Raw genomic sequence first — 21,668 nt, 5'->3', positions numbered from 1 at the left:
GTTAGATTTTTTCTTTTTATCAAATGTTTGTTCAGATTATATCATAAAATATTGATTATGAAGTATATTTATGTCATATCCGCCGTTTTATTGTTATTCGGTTGCCAATCAACATCGGAGAGCAATGAACCTAATTCACGAGAATTTTATAATACGGTGGATATTTCAAAGAAAGAAGATATTCAATATCATTCTTTTACGTTAGACACACTGAAAATGAACCCCGAAGGAACATCCTATGTCGGAAAATTTTTGATGTGGAAAGATACACTCTATTTCGTAGACGAACGCTTTTCCTATATTTTTCAATTTACGAATGAAGGAGAGTTCGTACAGCGACACGCAGGGAAAGGAAGAGGACCTAATGAAGTATTTTACATTGATTATCTGACATTTGGTGAAAACGAATTCGCTACGATGAATGGAAACAATTGGGCGATTGACATATTCGACACTCAATTTCAAAAAAAGAATTTTTTTAGGATAGACAACAACAGCACAAGAACCTACGAAGAATTATGGCACGAACCCATGGTTACATTGGCAGATTCGTACAGTTTTGACTGCGTTAGACCTAATACCTTCAAACGATGGGATGAGGACAGAGTGGTTTGTTCTATTTTTTCAAAACACGCATTCTTGAATGGATACAGCACTTCAGAAAAGTCAGAATTATACTATAACTACGCACGTTGTTTCGGAATCATAAATTTAAGAACAGGAAAGTTTGAGAAAATTTTAGGCAGACACTCTCCCGTATATTTATCTCAACAAAACATCCCTAATTTTCAATATTTAAACTATGATACCTATGAAAAAATAGATGATGTATATATCAATTTTTGGCCTGATCCTGACATTTATCTTTACAATAAAAAAGAGGATAAAATCAAAGGAAAATTTGGAAAGGCAGGACGGGACATGAAAACAGATTATCGCCGTACCAACACCTCTGAGGAAGGTCATAGGAATTGGAAAAGCGATTATGCAACGTATGGTTACTATACGTTTTTAAAATATTTTCCTGAAAAACAGCTGATTTTCAGAGGTTATTCCAAAGGTAAAGGTGCAACAAACCATGGATTGCAAATTTACAAAAACCATCAATTGATTGCAGATTTAGACGTACCTAAAGGATTTGAAATTATCGGATATTCCAACGGTATGTTCTACGGCGTCACGCCACAAGACCCTGATGTAGATTTTTTAATGGTTTATAAAATTAAATTTTCGCAATGAGCTACAGATATTTTTTTACTGTCTTATTTTTATTAATCTCCTGTCAAGAGAAAAAAACAAAAACAGGCTCTGTAAAACAGGCTTCAAGCTCTGTTGAATATGAGGTATCGGCGGGTGTTTTAGAACCAAAAAGAAATCGGATTAAAATTCAAAACGTCAAAAAAGGAGAGCGTTTGGTTCAAAGATTCATTCTTTCAAACACAGGAACTGAAATGGTTCGCATTTTAAGAAATGATGCTTCATGCAATTGTACAGAAGTGCTAATTTCCAAAAAAGGGAAGTGTTGTAAAAAGTATGATACCTTTAATAAAGTGGATATTTCTGTCAGGCTGAGCGTAGTCGAAGCCTCGTAATTACAGGGCTTCGACTACGCTCAGCCTGACAATCAAAACTACCATCATACTTTTTATAACACAACCCAAAAAAGAAATTCAAACAACTGATACGATTTCTGTTCAAATGATTGTTGAAACCTCTGACAAAGAAGTAGGTAACCACAATGTTAATACGGTTTTAACTACTAACGGAAAGCAGAAATTTTATAATTTAGAGATTGATTTTACTGTCGTAACCAATGATTAATATGAAACTTATTTTTATTATTTTACTTTTTTCTTCTCCTCTATTCTCTCAGAATAAATATGAAGGACATGTATTGGATGTTAAAACCAATGCCCCGATTTATGGGGTGTATATTTCCGTGAATGATAAGGTAGTAGCCTCTACCGATGACAATGGTTTTTTCAGTTTTGAAGGAGATGAAATCACTACCAACGACCGCATTTGTTTCAGTCATATTTCCTACAAAACACTATGCCTTTTTGGAAATGAAATTGGTCATCAATACCATTTAGAACTTGGTGTGAATGAACTAAGTGAAGTAAATATTTATCAGGGAGGTGAAAAAGTTTGGAATGTGTTGGAAAAGGTTAAGGACTTTGAAAAGAAAAAATCCTACTACGTAACTCCTGATTTTTGGGCAAAATCACATGGAACAGCCCGATTTTACAACAAAAAAGGTACGCTTGTGGGGTATTCTGAAATTGTAGGGCAAACTATGTTGCTTGGTGACGTGCGAAAAAATCCTTTTTGTATCGGTTTCAACATCCCACAGCAAATACGCCGTAGCCCCGAAAAAATGCTTTTAGAAACAGATAAAACGCTTAAAAACAATGGTATACTTTTTAAATCTCCTTTGTACTTCTATGGATTTTCCATGTTAAAATTAACACACCCGCTATTTGAAAAAAACACCTCTAAGTTTGTTTTTGAAAAGGTTGATGATGAGTATCTTACTGAAAATGCTCATACAATTTTGGAATACAAGCAAGTGAAAGAAATATCGACCATTATGGGAAAATGTTCTAACATGAGCGGAAAAATATGGTTAGATGAAAATAATAAAATATTCAAAGAAACCGCTTCCTTTGATGAAGATAATGTCTCTCGGCATATTTTAACCGTTGAATATGTAATCATTGGGGAACATCACTACCCTTCCAAAATTTCATACCACAAATTTGCTTTGACAAGAGAAGTGATTAGTCAAAAAACACACATACAACTGACGCACATCACTCCTGTGAAAAATGAATATGACGGCAGACACGGCTTCTTAAGTGAAATGTATCTGTATCCATCGTTGAAATATGATTCCAAATTTTGGAAGAAATACCCCATCGAAAACACCATAACCTATGATGAATTAAAGAAAATGGCTGAAGGCATGTCGTTAGATGCCTTTTTTAGGAAAGCAACTGATTCCCCCGAAAATTTATTCAACAAACAAGGCGAAAATTACAAATACATAATAGACAGAGTCATCCCTACTATGGAATATTTCAAAAAAGGCAATGTGGTAAAAAATGGTGCTTTTTTAATTGATAAAAAATGCTTATATTTCGCACATTGATTGGAAGAGGAAACAAGCTCTGCTGAGGAATAAGCGAGAAAAAGCGAATAGCTTTTACGAAGGTTACGAACATAGTTCATTGTCAGCAATACAATCAATGTTCAAAACGATAGTTTTAGGGGTGAGTTTTTCTCACCCTTTTTTATTAAAACTATCGGATGAACCCTATGGCTAAAAAAACCTTATCCCCCTTGATTTTTAAAATATAAATACCATTTTATAAAGTTCTTTTTAGCCTCAAAACGAAGTCCTCTATGCAAGGTTAATTTCTCTTTCAAATGCGTAAAATAGGCTTCTAAACGATTGGTAGTATAAGGGATTTCACTATCTTTCAGATATGCAAACATATTGGGTAAGGCATTGATAATATGATAAGTAGCTAAGTGTAGATTTTTATGTTTAAACCACTGAAATCCAGTTTCTTCATTCATTGATTTTTCTTCTATAAAATATTGATTTTCAACATACCACTGGTAAAATCCATTTACCCAGTCGTTAGCCTGTTCATTGGTTTTTAGATGCGTAATTTCTTTGGATAAACACAAAAGCTGTTGGCTAATAAAATGTTTTGGGCTACCACTTAAATAGTTCTTAATCTGTCGTTTAATATGCACTAAACATCTTTGGATAATCACCTCTGGAAATACCTTTTTTACCGCTCCTAAAATAGATTTATGCCCATCGCAGGTTACACTGTAAACTGCCACATTCAGCTTCTTTAAGTTTTCCAAATCTTCCTTTATATCACGAAGTTTTTCCTTGTTGGTTTGGCGGTAAAGTTGCACATATCGAATGTCATAATCGTAGTAGAGTATCAGGCATAATCCATTGGAAAAGTAGGTGCCATCAATCAAGAGATGAACCTTTGTCTTGCTTTTGATGCTGAGGGTAGGAACTTGTGAAAGGTAATGTTTAAAGAGGTTTTGAAGGGTAGATTGGCTCATTGTGCTATCCCTCGAAAGGGTTTTATAGACTTGCCTTTCCATTATCCATTTTCTGAACCAAATGAATTGATTTTTTCTTTTTACACCAATGTTTTTAATCGTAAAATTTGCCTGACAATCTCCACATTGAAAGCGTTGTTTTCCATTTCTTTTTCCTTTTTTGATGATGTGATTAGAACCACAAACTGGACATTTTTTATTCGTTTTGGACATAAAATAAGAGTTATAATGAAACCACTTTCATTATAACTCTTATAAGTCTATAAAAGACAATGCTTTACAAGGTTTTTAAGCACCATTTTTTGTTATATTGTCTCAAAAAAATTAGAGATAGAGATATGAAATAGAATATTAATATTACAAATCCCTATCTTGGGCGTAATAATCGTACATCGCCACTTGCGAACGAACTTTTAAATCGTCATTTCGGCGGTAGGCATTATCTTGTTTTTGTGAGATAATACGTGCTTTCACATTGTCCGACCATCCAATTTCAAAGGTGTCCATCAATTCTTTTTTGATAGCAGCATCATAAATTGGGCAACCGACCTCCACTCGGTGGGAAATATTACGAGTCATAAAATCAGCCGAAGAAATATAAACCTTCGGATTGCCATTATTTCCGAAAATAAATAGTCGAGGATGCTCCAAAAACTTGTCGACAATACTGATAACTTCAATGTTTTCACTCATTCCTGAAACTCCTGGAATCAAACAGCAAATACCACGAACAATCATCTGAATTTTAACCCCTGCCCTACTCGCTTCATAAAGTTTATCAATCATTTTATAGCTGGTTAAGCTATTCATTTTCAATTTTATGAATGCTTCTTTACCGTTCTTAGCATTGGTAATTTCTTGCTCAATGAGTTTAGTAAGTATTTTCTTTGTATAGTGTGGCGACACAATCAAATGTTTATAGCGTTGGATGATATAATTCGTATCAAAGAAATTAAACACTTTATTAACCTCCTTAAGAATATCTTGATTGGCGGTAAACAGGGTGTAATCGGTATAGATTCGTGCGGTAGATTCATTGAAATTTCCTGTACTAATGAATCCATATCGTTTGAGCTCCTTCCCTTCTTCACGTTCAATAACACATATTTTACTGTGGACTTTCAACCCTCGAACCCCAAAAATAAGTTTTACACCTTCCGCTTTTAACAATTCTGCATATTTTATGTTTGATTCCTCATCAAAACGAGCTTGTAGCTCAATTTGTACGGTTACTTTTTTACCATTCTTAACCGCATTTATTAATGAGTTCACCACTTGTGAATTTTTTGCCAAGCGATAAACGGTAATTTTTACGGATTTCACTTTGGGGTCCAAAGCCGCTTCTCGCAAAAACCAAACAATATTGGAAAAAGTATGATAAGGTGTGAATTGCAAATAATCTTTTTCGGCTATCTTTTTGAGTAAACTTTCTCCTGACGAGAGTCCTTTTACGGGCAGTGGCTGAATGGGCTCATAGGTCAAATCATAGCGTCCCATACTTGGAAAATTCATATAGTCACGTCGGTTGTGATATCTTCCTCCTGGTATGATGCTATCAGTGTCCACAATATCCATCTTCTCAAACAGAAATGCCAAAGTATCCTTGTCTATTCCTTTATCATAAACGAAACGGACTGGCTCTCCACTGCGTCGCCCTTCTACACTTGACGAAATTTTTTCAACAAAACTTTTACTTAAATCATCATCAATATCAAGCTCTGCATCTCGGGTGATTTTAATCATATGTGCCGTAAGTGATTCATAACTGAAGATGTAAAAAATTTGATGCATACAAAAGCGTATGATGTCATCAATCATAATAATATAATGCTTTCCATCCACTTTAGGCAACTCCACAAAACGATCAATAGTAGTAGGTAACTCAATGAGTGCATACTGTATTTTCTCTTTATATGCTTTCGAAGAAAAGAATTTTTGAATACCTTTGGTTTGTCCCTCTTCTTTCAAAATCATTTTGATTGCTAAATACGCCACATCATCCTTCAACTCAGGAAACGCTTCCAGATCATTTAGAATGATAGTAAACAAAGCTGGACGCACTTTGGAAAGAAAATAACTAGTCACAAACTTCTCATGTTCAGGAAGTAGCGTTTTTTCATTCACAATAAAAATCTGTTCTTTTTCCAATTCTTTAGTTACTGAACCTATAATGTTCAGACTCTGTTCCTGCAATTGGATAACCTCTTTGGTGATTTCTTCAAGCAATTCTTTAGCGTGGATGTCACTACTATCGTTCATCACAATACGCTTAATCGTAGCATAACGCACTTTGAAAAATTCATCTAAATTATTTGAAAATATTCCTGCAAAACGCAAACGCTCCAATAGCGGAACGCTTTCATCTGCTGCCTCTTGCAATACTCTCTCGTTGAATTTCAACCAACTAAGTTCCCTGTTTATGTATTTATTCTTTGCCATATTGATGTAATAAGAAAAACTAAAGATGTCTTTTTTGTCAAAATCCGCACTGTAAAGTACACGATTAAATAGAAATCTTTTTTAACATTTAATCCACCTTTAAGAAGCGTTTCTCAACTGCTTTTAGTACAACTCTTTTTGGACTGCACTGCCACAAAATTACGAAAAAATATTTAACATTCATAGAATTCATTTCACAAAACAAAAAAAGAACCCGAATTTCAATCTTCTCGGAATTTTATTTATATTTGCGTGAAATTAGTGTACATGATGAAGAAAATAATATATATCTGTACGTTGCTTTTCAGCGTTTTAACTTCGGCTCAAGAGTTAAATGCTGTGGTAACGGTAAACACCCAACAGGTGAACCTCTCCAATAGAAATGTTTTCAAAACATTGGAAAAATCTTTGCATGAATTTATCAATAATACTACATGGACAAGCATAAAAACACATGATAATGAACGTATTAGATGCAATTTTACTTTCGTAATTACCAAGTATGAGAACAATCAGATGGAGGGAAGTTTGCTTGTGCAGTCATCTCGCCCTGTCTTCAATACGGCATATCAATCGCCCGTAGTGAATTTGCAAGACAAAGATGTATCTTTCAGTTATCAAGAGTTTGAAACACTGTCTTTTACCAATAATTCGTTTGAATCGAACTTAACCTCCATCGTGGCATATTATGCTTATTTAATCTTAGGTTTTGATGCCAATACATTCGTGGAATCAGGAGGACACCCCTATTTTGTACAAGCTCAAAGCGTTGTAACAAATGCTCAAAGTAGTGGCTATGCAGGTTGGACAGACAATGGGGATAACAATCGTTGGATGCTCATAAAAGAATTATTATCAGAGAATTACACAAATTATCATAAAATTTGGTACACCTATCATCGTTTGGGATTAGACATAATGAATATGGATGAGAAAAAAGCAAAGGAGGAAATAAAAAATGCGTTGCTACAAATTGAAAAAATCCCAAGCCTACGACTTAATTCCTACGCTGTGAACATACTATTTGGGGCAAAAACGGACGAGATTGTATCCATCTATTCAGGAGGAACCATGTTCAGCACCAAAACTTTGAAAGAATCACTGCTGAAAGTAGCTCCCTCACAGGCAATTAAATGGAATATGATTAAATAGTTGCAAATTCTGACTATCCAAAACGTAATTCATAATTTCAAATTCTCACGAAAAAAAATAAAAACATGCTAAAAGCACTATCTATAAAAAATTTCGCTTTAATTGATGATTTACACATCAATTTCCCTGAAGGGTTCATCATCATCACAGGAGAAACAGGAGCTGGGAAATCCATACTATTAGACGCACTTTCATTGGTGCTTGGGAAACGAGCCGACATGTCAGCACTCCGAAATAAAGAAGAAAAATGCGTTATTGAAGCCGAATTTTCATTGGAAAAATACAACTTTCTGACTCTTTTTAGTGACTTAGAAATTGACTACGAACCGCAAACCATCATCCGTAGAGAAATTCTACCCTCGAACAAATCAAGAGCGTTCATTAACGATTCACCCGTGACCTTAGATACTCTTAGCCGATTGGGAGAGGTGTTAGTCGACATACATTCGCAACATCAAACACTTTCTATTGGAAATTTAGATTTTCAGTTCGATATCATTGACGCTATTGCTGGTAACAAACACCTAATCTCGGAATATGTATCCCTGTGGGAAAAACTCAAAAAAAACCAGAAAAAACTTCAGGAATTCATTGATTTCCAAAAGAATGCAAATAAAGAATACGACTATAATTTTCATCTACTAAAAGAATTAAAATCCGCTCCTCTGCAAAAAGGTATCCAAGAGGAATTGGAAGAAACCTATGAAGAGGCATCTAATAGCGAGGAAATAAAAGAATACATAAAAGAAAGTTTACAATTGTTGAGCGACGAAAATGTAGGTATCGTAAACCAACTGCGTGAATTAAAACGTGTTTTCACAAAACTCACCGACTACAAACAACAGTATCGTGATATTTTCGAACGCATTGAATCAGCCTTCATTGAATTGGATGACTTACAAAATGAGGTCTTTGACATCGACGAAAACATCGAAACTGACCCAGAAACTTTGGAAAAAGTATCACAGCAATTACACTTGATTTACGACCTACAAAAAAAGCACAAGGTCTCAACTGTGGATGAACTTATTGCCATTCAAACCCAATTGGAAGAAGCCGTTTCCCAAACTGAAAACATAGAAAGTTCAATTGAAGAACAACGTAATATTGTTGAAAATCAACAAATTGAAACTATCGAAAAGGCATCGGAACTGCACGAAACACGCAAAAAGGTCATTCCAGAATTAGATACCAAACTAACTAATTTCATGCATGAACTTGGGATGCCAAATGCACGTTTTCAGATAGAGTTACAGTCCACACAAACGTATCAAAACAACGGAATGGATCAGCTAACTTTTTTATTTTCAGCTAATAAAGGTGGAAATTTTGGAACTTTAAAAAAAGTAGCTTCTGGCGGAGAATTGTCGCGAATTATGCTTGCGGTGAAAGCTATTATGGCAGAACATACAGCATTACCAACCATTATGTTTGACGAAATTGATACAGGCGTTTCAGGCGAAATATCTCTAAAAATGGGGGAAATAATGAAAAATATGAGTAAAAATCGACAAGTTTTTGCCATAACACACCTGCCACAAGTAGCTGCCAAAGGTCATTATCATTTTAAAGTTTTTAAGGAAGATATTGAAGGAAAAACTACCACTCAACTAAAACAACTTTCAGAAAATGAGAGAATTATTGAACTTTCGGAAATGTTAGAAGGAAAAAACAGTGGTGAATCGGCAAAAAATCATGCAATAGAATTACTAAAAAAAGGTTAATAACATATTAAAAATCAGAACTCTATGGAACTATTTAATTCAATGGACATATTCCTAAAAACATTTTGGTATATCGCTATTCCAACATCAGTTATCTTTTTAATCCAAACAGTAATGACTTTCATCGGTATGGGAAGCTCAGATGGCATTGATGCGGACTTTGATGGAGATTTTGAAGGAGAAGATACCCCATTCCAGTTATTTTCATTCCGAAATTTGATTAACTTTCTCTTAGGTTTCAGCTGGACTGGAATTTCATTTTACCAACTTATTGAAAATAAGATTCTTCTAACTTTATTAGGAGTCGTTATCGGCTGTCTATTCATTTACCTATTCTTTTTGGTCATAAGAGCATTAATGAAACTCACCGAAGATAACTCATTTAAAATCAATGAAATAATAAACAAAACTGCAGAAGTTTATTTAACCATTCCACCTCATAAATCGGGCAAAGGGAAAATAACTCTCAGCGTAAAAGGTTCATTCCGAGAGCTTGAAGCAATGACTGACGGTGATAAGATTCCGTCAAATTCTATCGTAAAAATCGTTGGAATCGAAAACACTGTGGCCATTGTGGAAAAAGTCTAAAAGTGCTAAAACATGTAAAAAGGAAAAATACGATAATTAACCGATAAATGGCGATTTGTCCTATTTTTCAACGATATAACTTAATAAAATTAACTTTTTTAAAACAATCACTTAAATTAGTTACATGACTGAGAACACCAAAAATATGCAATCACAAAAACAAGTCAATCTACAGTCCTACAAAGAGTTAAAACGCTCAAGACTTGATAATAGTGTTCATTATAACATCATCAAGTATACAAAAAAATATATGGATGACTACTACCTTGATGGGATTATCGGACTGATTCCTGTGGTTGGAGATTTTTTTACTCAGTTCTTTAGTTTTTCATTTTTGTATGTATCAATATTCAAAATTCGATCTTATCGATTAACGGTCGCTATTCTTTTCAACTCTCTTTTGGACGTGTTGATTGGGCTTATTCCCTATTTGGGTATGGTATTAGATTTTGTTCATCGTTCGCACAAAGAAAATTTCGATTTAGTCATCGGCTTTGTGAACGATGACAAAGAAATCATCAAAAAAGTAAACCGTCGTGCCTTGTGGACAACTATTGGCGTTATTGTGCTTATTGTACTAATTATCATAATGATTGGCTTTGTGCTATCTCTTGTTAAGGATTTATTCGACTGGATTTTTGGGTAGCTAAAAAGGTTGCCAAATTGCTTTGACAACCTTTTGATTTGTTTAATATATATAACTATTGCTCTGCCATGAATGGGATAAAAATTATTCCCATTCAATGGTTGCAGGTGGTTTTGAGCTAATGTCATACACTACTCGGTTGACGCCTTTCACCTTGTTAATAATTGCATTTGATATTTTTTGTAGGAAAGTGTACGGCAAATCAACCCAATCAGCGGTCATTCCGTCTACACTTTCTACAGCACGCAAAGCAACAACCTTTTCGTACGTACGCTCATCTCCCATAACACCTACACTATTGATTGGCAACAAGATGGCTCCTGCTTGCCATACTTTATCATAGAGATTATGTTCTTTGAGACCGTTAATAAAAATGGCATCTACTTCTTGTAAAATTTGCACTTTTTCAGCGGTAACATCCCCCAAAATACGAATCGCCAATCCTGGACCAGGGAACGGATGTCTGCCTAACAATTCCTCATCAATACCTAAGGTTTTCCCCACACGGCGTACCTCATCTTTGAAGAGCATACGCAAAGGCTCTACTACTTTTAATTTCATAAAATCAGGTAATCCTCCTACATTGTGATGTGATTTTATGGTCGCTGAAGGGCCTTTCACCGATAACGATTCAATAACATCAGGGTAAATCGTCCCCTGCCCTAACCATTTCGCATCTTCAATTTTATGTGACTCATCATCAAACACTTCGATGAAAACACGCCCTATGGTTTTTCTCTTGTCTTCAGGGTCTGACTTTCCTGTCAAAGCAGTCAAAAAACGTTCCGAAGCATCTACTCCTTTTACGTTTAATCCCATCCCTTCATATTGTTTCAGAACATTCTCAAACTCGTTTTTACGAAGTAACCCATTGTTTACAAAAATACAATGAAGTTGATTTCCGATAGCTTTGTTAAGCAGTACTGCTGCCACAGTTGAATCAACGCCTCCTGAAAGCCCTAAAACCACTTTTTCATCACCAACTTGCTCTTTAAGAGACTGTATGGTCATTTCCACGAAATTATCTGGTGTCCATGTTGGAGTAATTTTTGCTATTTTCGTAAGGAAATTTTCTAACAATTTTTTTCCATCAATTGAATGTGATACTTCAGGGTGAAACTGAATAGCATAGGTTTGTTCCCCATCAATCCGATAAGCAGCATTAACCACATCATTAGTACTCGCCAAACACACACCTCGAGTAGGCAATTCTTTAATTGTATCACTGTGACTCATCCACACCTGGCTATCTATTGCAATACCGTCAAATAAGGGTTCATTTTCCTTAATGAACGAAAGATTTGCACGTCCATATTCACGAATATTTGACGGAGCTACGTTTCCTCCATTGAAATGAGCCAAATATTGAGCTCCGTAACAAACAGCTAATAACGGTTTTTTACCTTTGATTTTTGACAAATCGGGTAATAATGCGTCTTCACTTCGCACCGAATAAGGTGACCCTGAAAGAATTACCGCTGAAAAATCATCTAAATTTTCAGGTAAATGATTGAATGGATGTAACTCACAAAAAAAATTCAGTTCACGTACTCTACGAGCAATCAACTGAGTGTACTGCGAACCGAAATCTAAAATTAAAACACTGTTATTCATTGATTTATGTAATGTATAGTCTAAAAAATAATCCGAATCTCAGGCAGAATTACAAAAAAATGTAAATCGCCGAATATTATGGGTAATAAATGCAAAAAAGACCGCCTGAAAAGTTAATCTCCGTGCTATCCTATCATTCCGATTAAAAGGAGGAACCCTATGAACCTTGTGAATAAAGGTTTCCAAGAAATTAAAGATGGCAAAATGGTGTAAGACAAAACTTTTCGGACAGCCCTCTAAATAAAAAGTGCAACAAAAAATTATTTAAAAAATGAATGTGAAACCACGTCTCTACGTTCGTCATTTCTTTTGTTGTATTTTCTCAATTGCCCCAACCAATAGAACAGGAACACAAACCCAATGAGGATAAATGTCCAAGTCATAAAATTGGCTCCCCACCAACTTTCAAGTTCCAACGTACGCAAAAAATCCAATGGAGCAAACAGAATTTCCTCAAAAAAATATTGGATAGCTTCAAAAAATGCTTTCATATACAGATATGTTTTTTTAAGTATAACTAATTCGGTACAAATATATTAATTCTTTTTTGATAAATAAACTTTTTCATCTTTTTTTAATGGATTCTTATGGTAAAAATAGACAGGTTCGGCATTTGAAACAGCTGTTATTAAAAACATATCTCCTTGATAATAAGAAGATAATATCATTGCTTCCCAATCTGATTTTTCGACAACTTCAATTTCATATGGCTTGAGTAACAAAACGTTATTTTCTCTGCTATATCGAGTAACGTCTCCGAAAAGTGATGCTGTGTAAAAATCCTTATTTTGGCGATAAACATCTAACAAATTTCCGAACATTATTGAAATTCCATCTTTCATTATAAGTACTTTATCAGCAAAAGCAAGAGCCTCACGGCTATCGTGCGTAGCAACAATACAGCTGATATTTTTATCTTTTAAATAAGCAAATAACGTCCGTTGTAGTTTATTACGGCGAAAAGTGTCGATTTGGCTGAAAGGCTCATCAAGTATCAGCAATTCAGGTTCTTGTGCCAAAGCCATCGCCAAACCAATGCGCTGCTTTTCACCTCCGCTGAGCAAATGTGCCTTTCTGTCCGAAAAACGTTCCATTTCCACAAGCGAAAGTAACTCGCTTACACGTTGTTTTTTATAATCTAAATCAATGTTAGACAAGAATTTACCAATATTCTCTGCCACAGTATGATACGGACTCAAACCAAAATCCTGTGCTAAATACTTCATTTTTTCATAGCCTGGAACCAACTGACGTGAAGGACCTACCACCTTATTCTCGTTGAAAAAAATGGTTCCTTCTTGTAAATCAAAAAGTCCGTAAATAGCTTTCAACAGTGTACTTTTACCACTGCCACTTTCGCCCATAACGGACAGATGTTCACCTTGTTGCAATTCAAACGAAATATCGCGAAAACCAGCATTGAAGCCGTCGTAGGTATATGATATATTATTAACTTTGAGCATCTTTCAAAAAAAAGCAAATATATAATAAATAACCAAAACTACAATACTTACAGAAAATCAACTATTTAGAAGTAAATTTTCTATTGCAATGAAAAATATTTTGAAAAAAGTTAGAAGAAAATTTTTTCTATTTAAAATTTATTTCTACATTTGTAGTGTAAAATCTAAACTTGTAGAAAATGAAAAAATTATCAAATACAGAAGAACAGCTTATGGAATATTTATGGCAGAAACAAACTGCCTATATGAAAGATTTATTGGAGGCTTATCCTGACCCAAAACCGGCAAGTACAACTATCGCTACACTTCTTAAACGAATGATTGACAAGCAGATGGTTGGGTATCATCAGCGGGGAAATTCACGTGAGTATTATCCGAAAGTTTCTAAAAACAGCTATTTTTCCCGAAAGATGAAAACCATTATCAGTGATTATTTTGGAAATTCAGCTTTTCAGTTTGCTTCCTTTTTTGCAAAGGAAATTTCGATGACTCCCGAGCAATGGGAAGAATTAAAAAAGATAGTAGATTCAAACCTTAAAAAGGAATAAAATGATACCGTATCTTATCAAAACGCTATTATGTGGTATGTGTTTTTACACATTGTATCACTTGTTGCTATCACGAGAAAAAATGCTGATATTCAATCGGTTTTTCTTGCTTTTAGCTTTGATAGCTTCGTTTGTTTTTCCGCTGATTACCATTGAAATGCCTTTTCAACCCGTATTTGAAAAAACATTCGAGCAAACAGCCGTTACACAAGAAATTAACAATTCCTCGATTTACGCAAATCCAACAACAGAGCAACTCATTACAGAAACTAAAGACTTTACAAATCTGATTATCATATTATTATATGGTTCGGTCGCATTTCTGATGCTATTTCGATTCTTACGTAACTTGCTTAAAATCTTCAATAAAATCAAAAAGCATCCTAAACAACCTTATCAAGGAGCTTATTTGGTGATTTTGGAAGAAGAATGTGCACCCCATTCATTTTGGAATTACATTTTTATCAATAAAAAAGACGCCTATGAACAAAAAGTTTTATTACACGAACTGACCCACATTCGGCAAAAACATTCTTTGGATTTACTTTTTGTCGAGTTTTTGAAAATCGTGTTTTGGTTTCACCCTGTGGTGCATTTGTTTGGGAAAGCTATCCGAATCAATCACGAGTTTTTAGCCGATGCTTGTGTGGTTTCTAAACACACAAATATTGCAGAATATCAAATGCTTATACTCAAAAGAGCTGCTTCTGCAAATGTCCCATTTTATAATTATTTCAATTTTTACAACACAAAAAAACGTTTGATTATGTTACAAACAAAAGTAAATCATTTTCGTAATTTATGCAAAATGGCGTTGCTTATTCCAACAAGTGTTCTATTCCTTGTGGTTTTCGCCCAAAAAAGCTACGCCCAAGAAGTGGAAAAGCAAAAAGAAGTTTCTCCCTTACAAGCATCTACCAAATATAAAATAATAAAAGTGCAAGGTGTAGGTCTTCCTAACGGAAAAGGAGAAAAAACGACTGTTGTTTTGACAGATGAAGCAGGTAATGAAATTGTGGAGCAAATTACCAATAATGAAGATAGACAAGCTTTTACGAAGAAGTATGGCTTACAATTACCGCCTCCGCCACCACCTCCGCCGTCTGCTATCAGAGTAAAAAAAGCTGAGGAATTACCACCGCCTCCTGCTCCTCCAACACCGGTTGGCAAAATGAAAAAAAGTACGGAATTACCGCCTCCGCCACCACCTCCGGTGCCTGTCAAAGAAAAGTAATGTCGTTTTTCTGTGAATGAAAACAAAAAAGCAAGTTTTTAAGACTTGCTTTTTTATTGTAAAGTCATTGTATAAACTTTAAGCTATCATAAAATACACTTCTATAAGCAGATTCAACCCAATTAAAGTGTAAATAATTGTCATAACACCTATACCAAGACTAATGAAACCTTTAGTTTTTCGTTTTTTAGTCAGTAAAAAGTAGGACTCCGCCATCAAATACAAAGAAGAAATACCGCTCCACAGAAAAAGACATAAAAACAAAAACTTTTCCATTTTGATGCCATCCATTTTTGAAAAGACATATCTTATGATGAAAAACACCAAAAAGAAACCTAAAAAACGGACAAGAAAATGTATTATGTTCGATTTCATTTATTTTCTGTTAAAAAGAACTTTTGAACTGCTCTAAAAAACGGACATCGTTCTCATAAAACATACGAATATCTCCAATTTGATAAAGCAACATCGCTATACGTTCTACTCCCATTCCGAAAGCAAAACCGCTGTACTCTTCACTATTTATATTGCAGTTTTTCAATACATTAGGGTCAACCATTCCACAACCCATAATTTCGAGCCAACCCGTTCCTTTGGTGATGCGATAATCAATTTCATTATTCAAACCCCAATAAATATCCACTTCCGCAGAAGGCTCTGTAAACGGAAAATACGACGGACGCAAACGAATTTTAGACTTCCCGAACATTTCTTTAGTGAAATAAAGCAATGTTTGTTTCAAATCGGCAAAAGATACGTCTTTGTCGATGTAAAGTCCTTCTACCTGATGGAACAAACAGTGTGAACGTGCCGAAATAGCTTCATTTCTGAATACACGTCCTGGAGAAATGGTACGAATTGGCGGTTGGTGGCTTTCCATATACCGAACCTGTACCGAACTAGTATGCGTACGGAGCAAAATATCAGGATTGGTTTGAATGAAAAACGTATCTTGCATATCACGAGCAGGGTGATATTCAGGTAAATTCAATGCCGTGAAATTATGCCAATCGTCTTCAATTTCAGGTCCTTCGGAAACGTTAAACCCAATGTTAGAAAAAATTTCAATAATTTGATTCTTCACTAATGAAATTGGATGACGTGCCCCGATTTGAATTGGAGTAGCGGGACGGGACAAATCGCCACAAACACCTTGGCTTTCGTTTTGTTGTTCCAAATTGTCATGCAGAGCCTGTACTTTGGATTCTACCTTGGATTTAAGTTCATTTAGAATCTGTCCGAATGATTTTTTCTCTTCATTAGGAACATTTTTAAACACTGCAAAAAAGTCATTTAAAACACCTTTTTTTCCTAAATACTGGATACGAAATTGTTCTACCTCTTCCTTTGTTGCTCCAACAAAGGCTTCCACTTGAGCGATATGCTCTTTAATTTTATCAATCATTATCCGTTAAGATTTTCTCTCTGTTAGGTGGCAAAAGTAATGTTTTTTTACCAAATTCGAAAATAGTCATATAGAAATTTTACTTCGACAGATTCTATTTGCAAAGGCTCTTGATAAACCATATTAGTAACACTTGAGAACTGATCGTCATTTAAAGTAGCAGTCAGTCAATCTTTACAAATGAACCTACAATAAAAATATTTTCATTCGTTTGTTTTTAATAAGCATCATCTCATCAGTAATTCAAAATATTAATTATCAAATAAATACATAATTTAATACAGGTACATAAACGAATTCACTTATATATTTCAATATCATTTTGTACATTTGCAGGAAGTTAAAATTTACACAAAACTTATTTCAAAATTTATTCAATATCTTAATCTGATTGTAAATGAAAAACATCACCTACATAGGTTACTTGTCATTTTTACTATTAAGTTGCCAAAGTTCGAACGTAATCGGTCGTTACTCAGAGGAACAAGTTGTTTTATTAGAACTTGAAAATACAAAAATTATTACCCCAAAAACAGAAACTATCAAGAAAATAGACTTAAATCCTTTTCTTGGGAAAAAACAATTTGAGTTTGGAAACTTAGTAAACGAAGTAAAAATTATCCCGTTGGAAACCAATAACAAAAGTCTGGTTGACGGTATTTATAAAATCATAACTACGGAGGAATATATTTATATAATGGATAATTTCAAAGACGGAGGAATTCTGATTTTTGATAGAAATGGAAAATTCATAAAACGATTTTCTCACGGACAAGGGCCTGGAGAACTTTCCCGATTGTACGATATTGATTACGATTTTAAAAATGATGAATTAGTAGCCTATCAACATTCTTTTTTGTTGTTTTTTGATAAAGTGGGAAATTTTCTTCGGCAGAAGAGACTCCCTTTAGGGTTTAACAATTTAGTAGTAACTGATGATGGTTATATTTTTAAAACCCTTTCAAAACGAGGAGATCCTCATTTAGAGGATAAAAGAGATTACACCTTATTGCTAGCGAGTAAAAATTTTAAATTGAATTTTGTTGCCCTTCCTGAACGAAAAAAAATAAAGGCTCTATCGGCTTACACTTATCTTTACAAAAATGGCGATTTAATCAGTTTAACAGGACAAATGACTGATACCATCTACAAATATAACTCCAAAACAAATGAATTAACCTCCGAATTTGTGTTAAATTACGATAAAAAAGTCCCTCGTAAGTATCTTTATGGAGAAACTTTTGAAACGTTTACAAAAGCTACCCGAAATAACGACTACTATTTTAACATAGGAGAATACTTTGAAACTTTTTCGCAAAATGTTTTCTTTTTACATAATAACTATACTGAACTGAAAACCGTTGTATATCGTGATAAAAAAACGGGAAATATGGTGGGAGGTAATAACGCTAATCTTAAACCAAAAGAAATCCCTCCAATAGCTTTTCCCAAAGCCGTGTACAAGGATTATTTTGTTTCTACCTACATTCCAAGTTCAGAAGATTATGAAATCTTAAAAGATAGTAAAACCATCTCAGCAGAAGACAAAGAAAAAATAAAACATTCAAAAGATGATGACAATCCCGTGTTGGTATATTTTAAATTGGAAGAGTTTTAGTTTTTCCTTATTGAGAAGTTTGTTTATAATACTTATCTTCGTTAAACATAATATTTAACTGTTTAGAAAAAGAATCTTTTTAAAATAAACGCCGTATGAAACAAATATGCTTTTTAGTTTGTGTACTTCTTTTTAATAGTTGTCAAAACACACCTGAAAAAACTCGCTATACCCAAGAACAAATAGCTTCCCTACAATTGGAAGAAACAAAAATATTGACCCCTAAAATGGACTCTATCAAGAAAATAGACTTAAATCCTTTTCTTGGAAAAAAACACTTTGAGTTTGGAAATTTAGTAAGCGACGTAAAAATTATCCCGTTGGAAACCAATAACAAAAGTTTAATTGGTGGTATTTATAAAATCATAACTACGGAGGAATATATTTATATAATGGATAAATTCAAAGGTAGGAATATCATCATTTTTGACAAAAGCGGAAAATTTATAAAACGATTTTCTCACGGACAAGGGCCTGGAGAACTTTCCCGATTGTACGATATTGATTACGATTTTAAAAATGATGAATTAGTAGCCTTTCAACATTCTTTTCTGTTGTTTTTTGACAAACAAGGGAAGTTTCTTAGACAGGAACGACTCCCTTTAGGGTTTAACAATCTAATAGTAACTGATGATGGTTATATTTTTAAAACCTTATCACAACAGGGAGGAAACACACATTTGGAAGAGAAAGAAAAATACACATTATTAGTAACGGATAAAAAATTTGAGTTGAATTTTGTTTCCTTACCTGTAGACCAAGAAACAAGAGCTCTTTCCGCTTACACTTACTTACATAAAAATGATAATTTGTTTAAAATTACAGGTGAATTTACAGATTCTATCTACAGTTATGAACCAAAAACAAACAAATTAACAACAGAATTTGTATTAGATTACGATAGAAAATTACCTCTAAAATATGTTTACGGGAAAACATTCGAAGAGTTTGACCGCATCACTCAAAATAACAACTATTACTTCAATATAGGCGACTATTTTGAAACTTTTTCCCAAAATATTTTCTTTTTAGAAAATTATTATATAGGATCACAAACTGTCATTTACAGGGATAAAAAAACAGGAAATATGGTCGGAGGTACTGATGCTAATTATGATCCAAAAGAAATTCCTCCGATTGCTTTTCCGAAAGCGGTGTATAAGGATTATTTTGTGTCCACATACATTCCTGGTTCCAAAGACTATGATTTTTTAAAAGATAGTAAAATCATCTCAGCAGAAGATAAAGAAAAAATAAAACTATTGGAAGATGATGACAATCCCGTGTTGGTATATTTTAAATTGAGAGAGTTTTAGGATATGAAAAACAAATTTCTACAATTGTTTTTAACTTGGAAAAATAGTACCCGTTTATTATTTAGATGAAATTGTATTAGTCGCCAGAGAATTAAAGAACAAACCCTAAATACAAACTTAAAACGCTGTATTTAGGGTTAATCATAAAATTTTTGATAGGAAACTTTAAGCGTATTTCATAACAAAAACTAAACAAGTAAGAGTCATAAAAACTTCAATAAAACCTTAATCAAGTAATGATTTCTAATTAGGCCTCATGTGTCTAATGCTTAAAATGGCGTATTCCTGTGAAAACCATTGCCATCTGGTGACTATTGCAATAATCAATACTCAACTGGTCTTTAATCGACCCTCCAGGCTGAATAACATCTGTAATTCCTGCTTTATTAGCAATTTCGACACAGTCAGGAAAAGGGAAAAAAGCATCACTCGCCATTACGGCTCCGTTTAAATCGAATTTAAATTGCTTCGCTTTTTCTATGGCCTGCATCAAAGCATCCACTCTACTTGTTTGTCCAGTACCACTTGCCAACAACTGTTTATTTTTTGCCAAAACAATGGTATTTGATTTGGTATGCTTACATATTTTTGAAGCGAAGAACAAATCTTCCAACGCTCCATCTGTTGGCCTCTGTTCAGTTGCGTATTTCACATCAGCCAAACTATCTGTACTAAGGTCCTTATCTTGTACCAAATAGCCGTTCAAACACGAGCGAACAGAAGTTTCTGGCAGTGTTATATCTTTCTGCACTAATATAATACGATTTTTTTTCTGTTCCAAAATTTCCAAAGCATCATCGCTATAAGAAGGAGCAATGATCACCTCAAAAAACAACGAATTCATGTCATTTGCTGTTGCAGAATCTATTTTGGTGTTTGAAATCAATATGCCTCCAAACGCCGACACTGGGTCACCTGCCAAAGCTGCCGCGTATGCCTCTTGAATGCTTTTACGAGTAGCAACACCACAAGCATTGTTATGCTTCAAAATAGCAAAAGTAGGATCCTCATGTTTGAATTCCAAAATCAGATTCACAGCTGCATCTACATCTAATAAATTATTGTAAGACAATTCTTTACCATGTAACTTTTCGAATAAAGCATCAAAATCACCATAGAAAAATCCTTTCTGATGTGGGTTTTCGCCGTAGCGAAGTACCTGCCCTTGATTTTCACTGATTTTAAGTACAGGAATTTCTTCTGTTTGGTTGAAATAATTGAAAATAGCTGTGTCGTAATGAGAAGATACCTGGAAAGCCTTTGCTGCAAAATTTTTGCGTTGCTCCAAGGTGGTGGCTCCGTGTGAGTTTAGTAAAATATCCAATAAGTCAGGATACTGCTCCACCGAAGCTACACATAATACGTCTTTAAAATTTTTAGCTGCCGCACGAATCAGAGAAATACCTCCAATATCTATCTTTTCAATAATATCACTTTCAATTGCACCACTAGCAACGGTTTTTTCAAATGGATACAAATCTACAATAACAATATCTATTTGAGGAATTGCATACTGAATCATCTCAGCAACATCACTGTCATTATCCTGACGATTAAGAATACCGCCAAAAATCTTAGGGTGTAGTGTTTTTACTCTTCCTCCAAAAATCGAAGGGTAATCCGTTACTGTTTCTACGGGAATCACCTCTACGCCTAAATTTCTGATGAAAGATTCTGTACCACCAGTTGAATACATAGTTATCCCTAAACTATTCATTTTATGAATAATAGGTTCTAATCCTGTTTTGTCGAAAACAGAAATCAAAGCAGATTTAGCTTGTTTTGTGGGTTTCATTAAAAAAAATGTCTTATATTTGGGTGCAAAA

19 protein-coding genes are annotated in these 21,668 nt (G+C 34.3%); 12 read left to right on the top strand and 7 right to left on the bottom strand.

The window, feature by feature from the left end; all coding sequences use genetic code 11:
• The first annotated feature begins 57 nt into the window (after nt 1-57).
• The 4 genes from CGC49_RS00210 to CGC49_RS00200 all read left to right on the top strand — a co-directional run bounded on the left by CGC49_RS00210 (nt 58) and on the right by CGC49_RS00200 (nt 3,151).
• Nucleotides 58-1,239 carry a hypothetical protein gene (locus CGC49_RS00210; protein ID WP_095911584.1) on the top strand — a complete coding sequence of 394 codons (1,182 nt, stop codon included), beginning with the start codon at nt 58-60 and terminating at the stop codon, nt 1,237-1,239.
• Complete coding sequence (locus CGC49_RS00205) at nt 1,236-1,592, top strand: DUF1573 domain-containing protein (protein WP_095911583.1); 357 nt, start codon at nt 1,236-1,238, stop codon at nt 1,590-1,592. Before CGC49_RS00210 ends, CGC49_RS00205 begins: the two co-directional genes overlap by 4 nt.
• 106 nt (nt 1,593-1,698) lie before the next feature.
• The gene (locus CGC49_RS11320; RefSeq protein WP_255395912.1) at nt 1,699-1,821 is read left to right on the top strand and encodes a hypothetical protein; all 123 of its coding nucleotides are present in this window, start codon (nt 1,699-1,701) and stop codon (nt 1,819-1,821) included.
• A gap of 1 nt (nt 1,822) precedes the next feature.
• On the top strand, nt 1,823-3,151 hold the full coding sequence (locus CGC49_RS00200) for a hypothetical protein (RefSeq protein WP_157908976.1): 1,329 nt from the start codon (nt 1,823-1,825) through the stop codon (nt 3,149-3,151).
• Between the two features lie 182 nt (nt 3,152-3,333).
• Here the strand turns inward: CGC49_RS00200 and CGC49_RS00195 are convergent, their stop codons facing one another.
• Together CGC49_RS00195 and ppk1 are read right to left on the bottom strand one after the other, a co-directional pair.
• Nucleotides 3,334-4,308 carry a transposase gene (locus CGC49_RS00195; protein ID WP_095911581.1) on the bottom strand — a complete coding sequence of 325 codons (975 nt, stop codon included), beginning with the start codon at nt 4,306-4,308 and terminating at the stop codon, nt 3,334-3,336.
• A 144-nt stretch (nt 4,309-4,452) separates the two neighbouring features.
• Nucleotides 4,453-6,534 carry a polyphosphate kinase 1 gene (gene ppk1, locus CGC49_RS00190; protein WP_095911580.1) on the bottom strand — a complete coding sequence of 694 codons (2,082 nt, stop codon included), beginning with the start codon at nt 6,532-6,534 and terminating at the stop codon, nt 4,453-4,455.
• A gap of 270 nt (nt 6,535-6,804) precedes the next feature.
• On the opposite strand from ppk1, the gene CGC49_RS00185 reads away from it, so the two are divergent.
• From CGC49_RS00185 to CGC49_RS00170, 4 genes are all read left to right on the top strand, one after another.
• Nucleotides 6,805-7,686: a DUF4835 family protein gene (locus CGC49_RS00185; RefSeq protein ID WP_095911579.1), complete on the top strand. Its 882-nt coding sequence runs from the start codon at nt 6,805-6,807 to the stop codon at nt 7,684-7,686.
• Nucleotides 7,687-7,751: 65 nt separating this feature from the next.
• Nucleotides 7,752-9,410, top strand: a complete 1,659-nt coding sequence (recN, locus tag CGC49_RS00180; RefSeq protein ID WP_095911578.1) for a DNA repair protein RecN — start codon at nt 7,752-7,754, stop codon at nt 9,408-9,410.
• Nucleotides 9,411-9,434: 24 nt separating this feature from the next.
• On the top strand, nt 9,435-9,998 hold the full coding sequence (locus CGC49_RS00175; protein ID WP_042010335.1) for an NfeD family protein: 564 nt from the start codon (nt 9,435-9,437) through the stop codon (nt 9,996-9,998).
• Nucleotides 9,999-10,143: 145 nt separating this feature from the next.
• Nucleotides 10,144-10,644 carry a DUF4112 domain-containing protein gene (locus CGC49_RS00170; protein ID WP_095912645.1) on the top strand — a complete coding sequence of 167 codons (501 nt, stop codon included), beginning with the start codon at nt 10,144-10,146 and terminating at the stop codon, nt 10,642-10,644.
• Nucleotides 10,645-10,728: 84 nt separating this feature from the next.
• Here the strand turns inward: CGC49_RS00170 and guaA are convergent, their stop codons facing one another.
• From guaA to CGC49_RS00155, 3 genes are all read right to left on the bottom strand, one after another.
• Nucleotides 10,729-12,258 carry a glutamine-hydrolyzing GMP synthase gene (gene guaA, locus CGC49_RS00165; RefSeq protein WP_095893088.1) on the bottom strand — a complete coding sequence of 510 codons (1,530 nt, stop codon included), beginning with the start codon at nt 12,256-12,258 and terminating at the stop codon, nt 10,729-10,731.
• A 260-nt stretch (nt 12,259-12,518) separates the two neighbouring features.
• Nucleotides 12,519-12,749, bottom strand: coding sequence for a hypothetical protein (locus CGC49_RS00160; protein WP_042010327.1), 231 nt, complete (start codon nt 12,747-12,749; stop codon nt 12,519-12,521).
• Nucleotides 12,750-12,794: 45 nt separating this feature from the next.
• Nucleotides 12,795-13,721: an ABC transporter ATP-binding protein gene (locus tag CGC49_RS00155; protein WP_095911577.1), complete on the bottom strand. Its 927-nt coding sequence runs from the start codon at nt 13,719-13,721 to the stop codon at nt 12,795-12,797.
• A 179-nt stretch (nt 13,722-13,900) separates the two neighbouring features.
• Here CGC49_RS00155 and CGC49_RS00150 point away from each other — a divergent pair, with 179 nt between their 5' ends.
• Entirely contained in the window at nt 13,901-14,269 is a 369-nt protein-coding gene (locus CGC49_RS00150) for a BlaI/MecI/CopY family transcriptional regulator (protein ID WP_013998121.1), read from the top strand.
• A gap of 37 nt (nt 14,270-14,306) precedes the next feature.
• The gene (locus CGC49_RS00145; protein ID WP_232745187.1) at nt 14,307-15,503 is read left to right on the top strand and encodes a M56 family metallopeptidase; all 1,197 of its coding nucleotides are present in this window, start codon (nt 14,307-14,309) and stop codon (nt 15,501-15,503) included.
• 385 nt (nt 15,504-15,888) lie between these two features.
• On the opposite strand, the gene pheS is transcribed toward CGC49_RS00145, so the two are convergent.
• A complete protein-coding gene (pheS, locus tag CGC49_RS00135) occupies nt 15,889-16,908 on the bottom strand; it encodes a phenylalanine--tRNA ligase subunit alpha (protein WP_198540569.1) in 1,020 nt (339 codons plus the stop codon).
• Nucleotides 16,909-17,305: 397 nt separating this feature from the next.
• Here pheS and CGC49_RS00130 point away from each other — a divergent pair, with 397 nt between their 5' ends.
• Both CGC49_RS00130 and CGC49_RS00125 read left to right on the top strand, forming a co-directional pair.
• A complete protein-coding gene (locus CGC49_RS00130) occupies nt 17,306-18,526 on the top strand; it encodes a 6-bladed beta-propeller (RefSeq protein ID WP_095911575.1) in 1,221 nt (406 codons plus the stop codon).
• Nucleotides 18,527-18,621: 95 nt separating this feature from the next.
• Nucleotides 18,622-19,842, top strand: a complete 1,221-nt coding sequence (locus CGC49_RS00125; protein WP_095911574.1) for a 6-bladed beta-propeller — start codon at nt 18,622-18,624, stop codon at nt 19,840-19,842.
• A gap of 262 nt (nt 19,843-20,104) precedes the next feature.
• On the opposite strand, the gene purH is transcribed toward CGC49_RS00125, so the two are convergent.
• Complete coding sequence (gene purH, locus CGC49_RS00120) at nt 20,105-21,637, bottom strand: bifunctional phosphoribosylaminoimidazolecarboxamide formyltransferase/IMP cyclohydrolase (protein ID WP_042005533.1); 1,533 nt, start codon at nt 21,635-21,637, stop codon at nt 20,105-20,107.
• Nucleotides 21,638-21,668: the final 31 nt, after the last annotated feature.

Source organism: Capnocytophaga sp. H4358 (genome assembly GCF_002302515.1).
GTDB lineage: Bacteria > Bacteroidota > Bacteroidia > Flavobacteriales > Flavobacteriaceae > Capnocytophaga > Capnocytophaga canis.
Note: the sequence above shows the minus strand (reverse complement) of the source record. Positions and strands in the feature narration are given on the sequence as shown.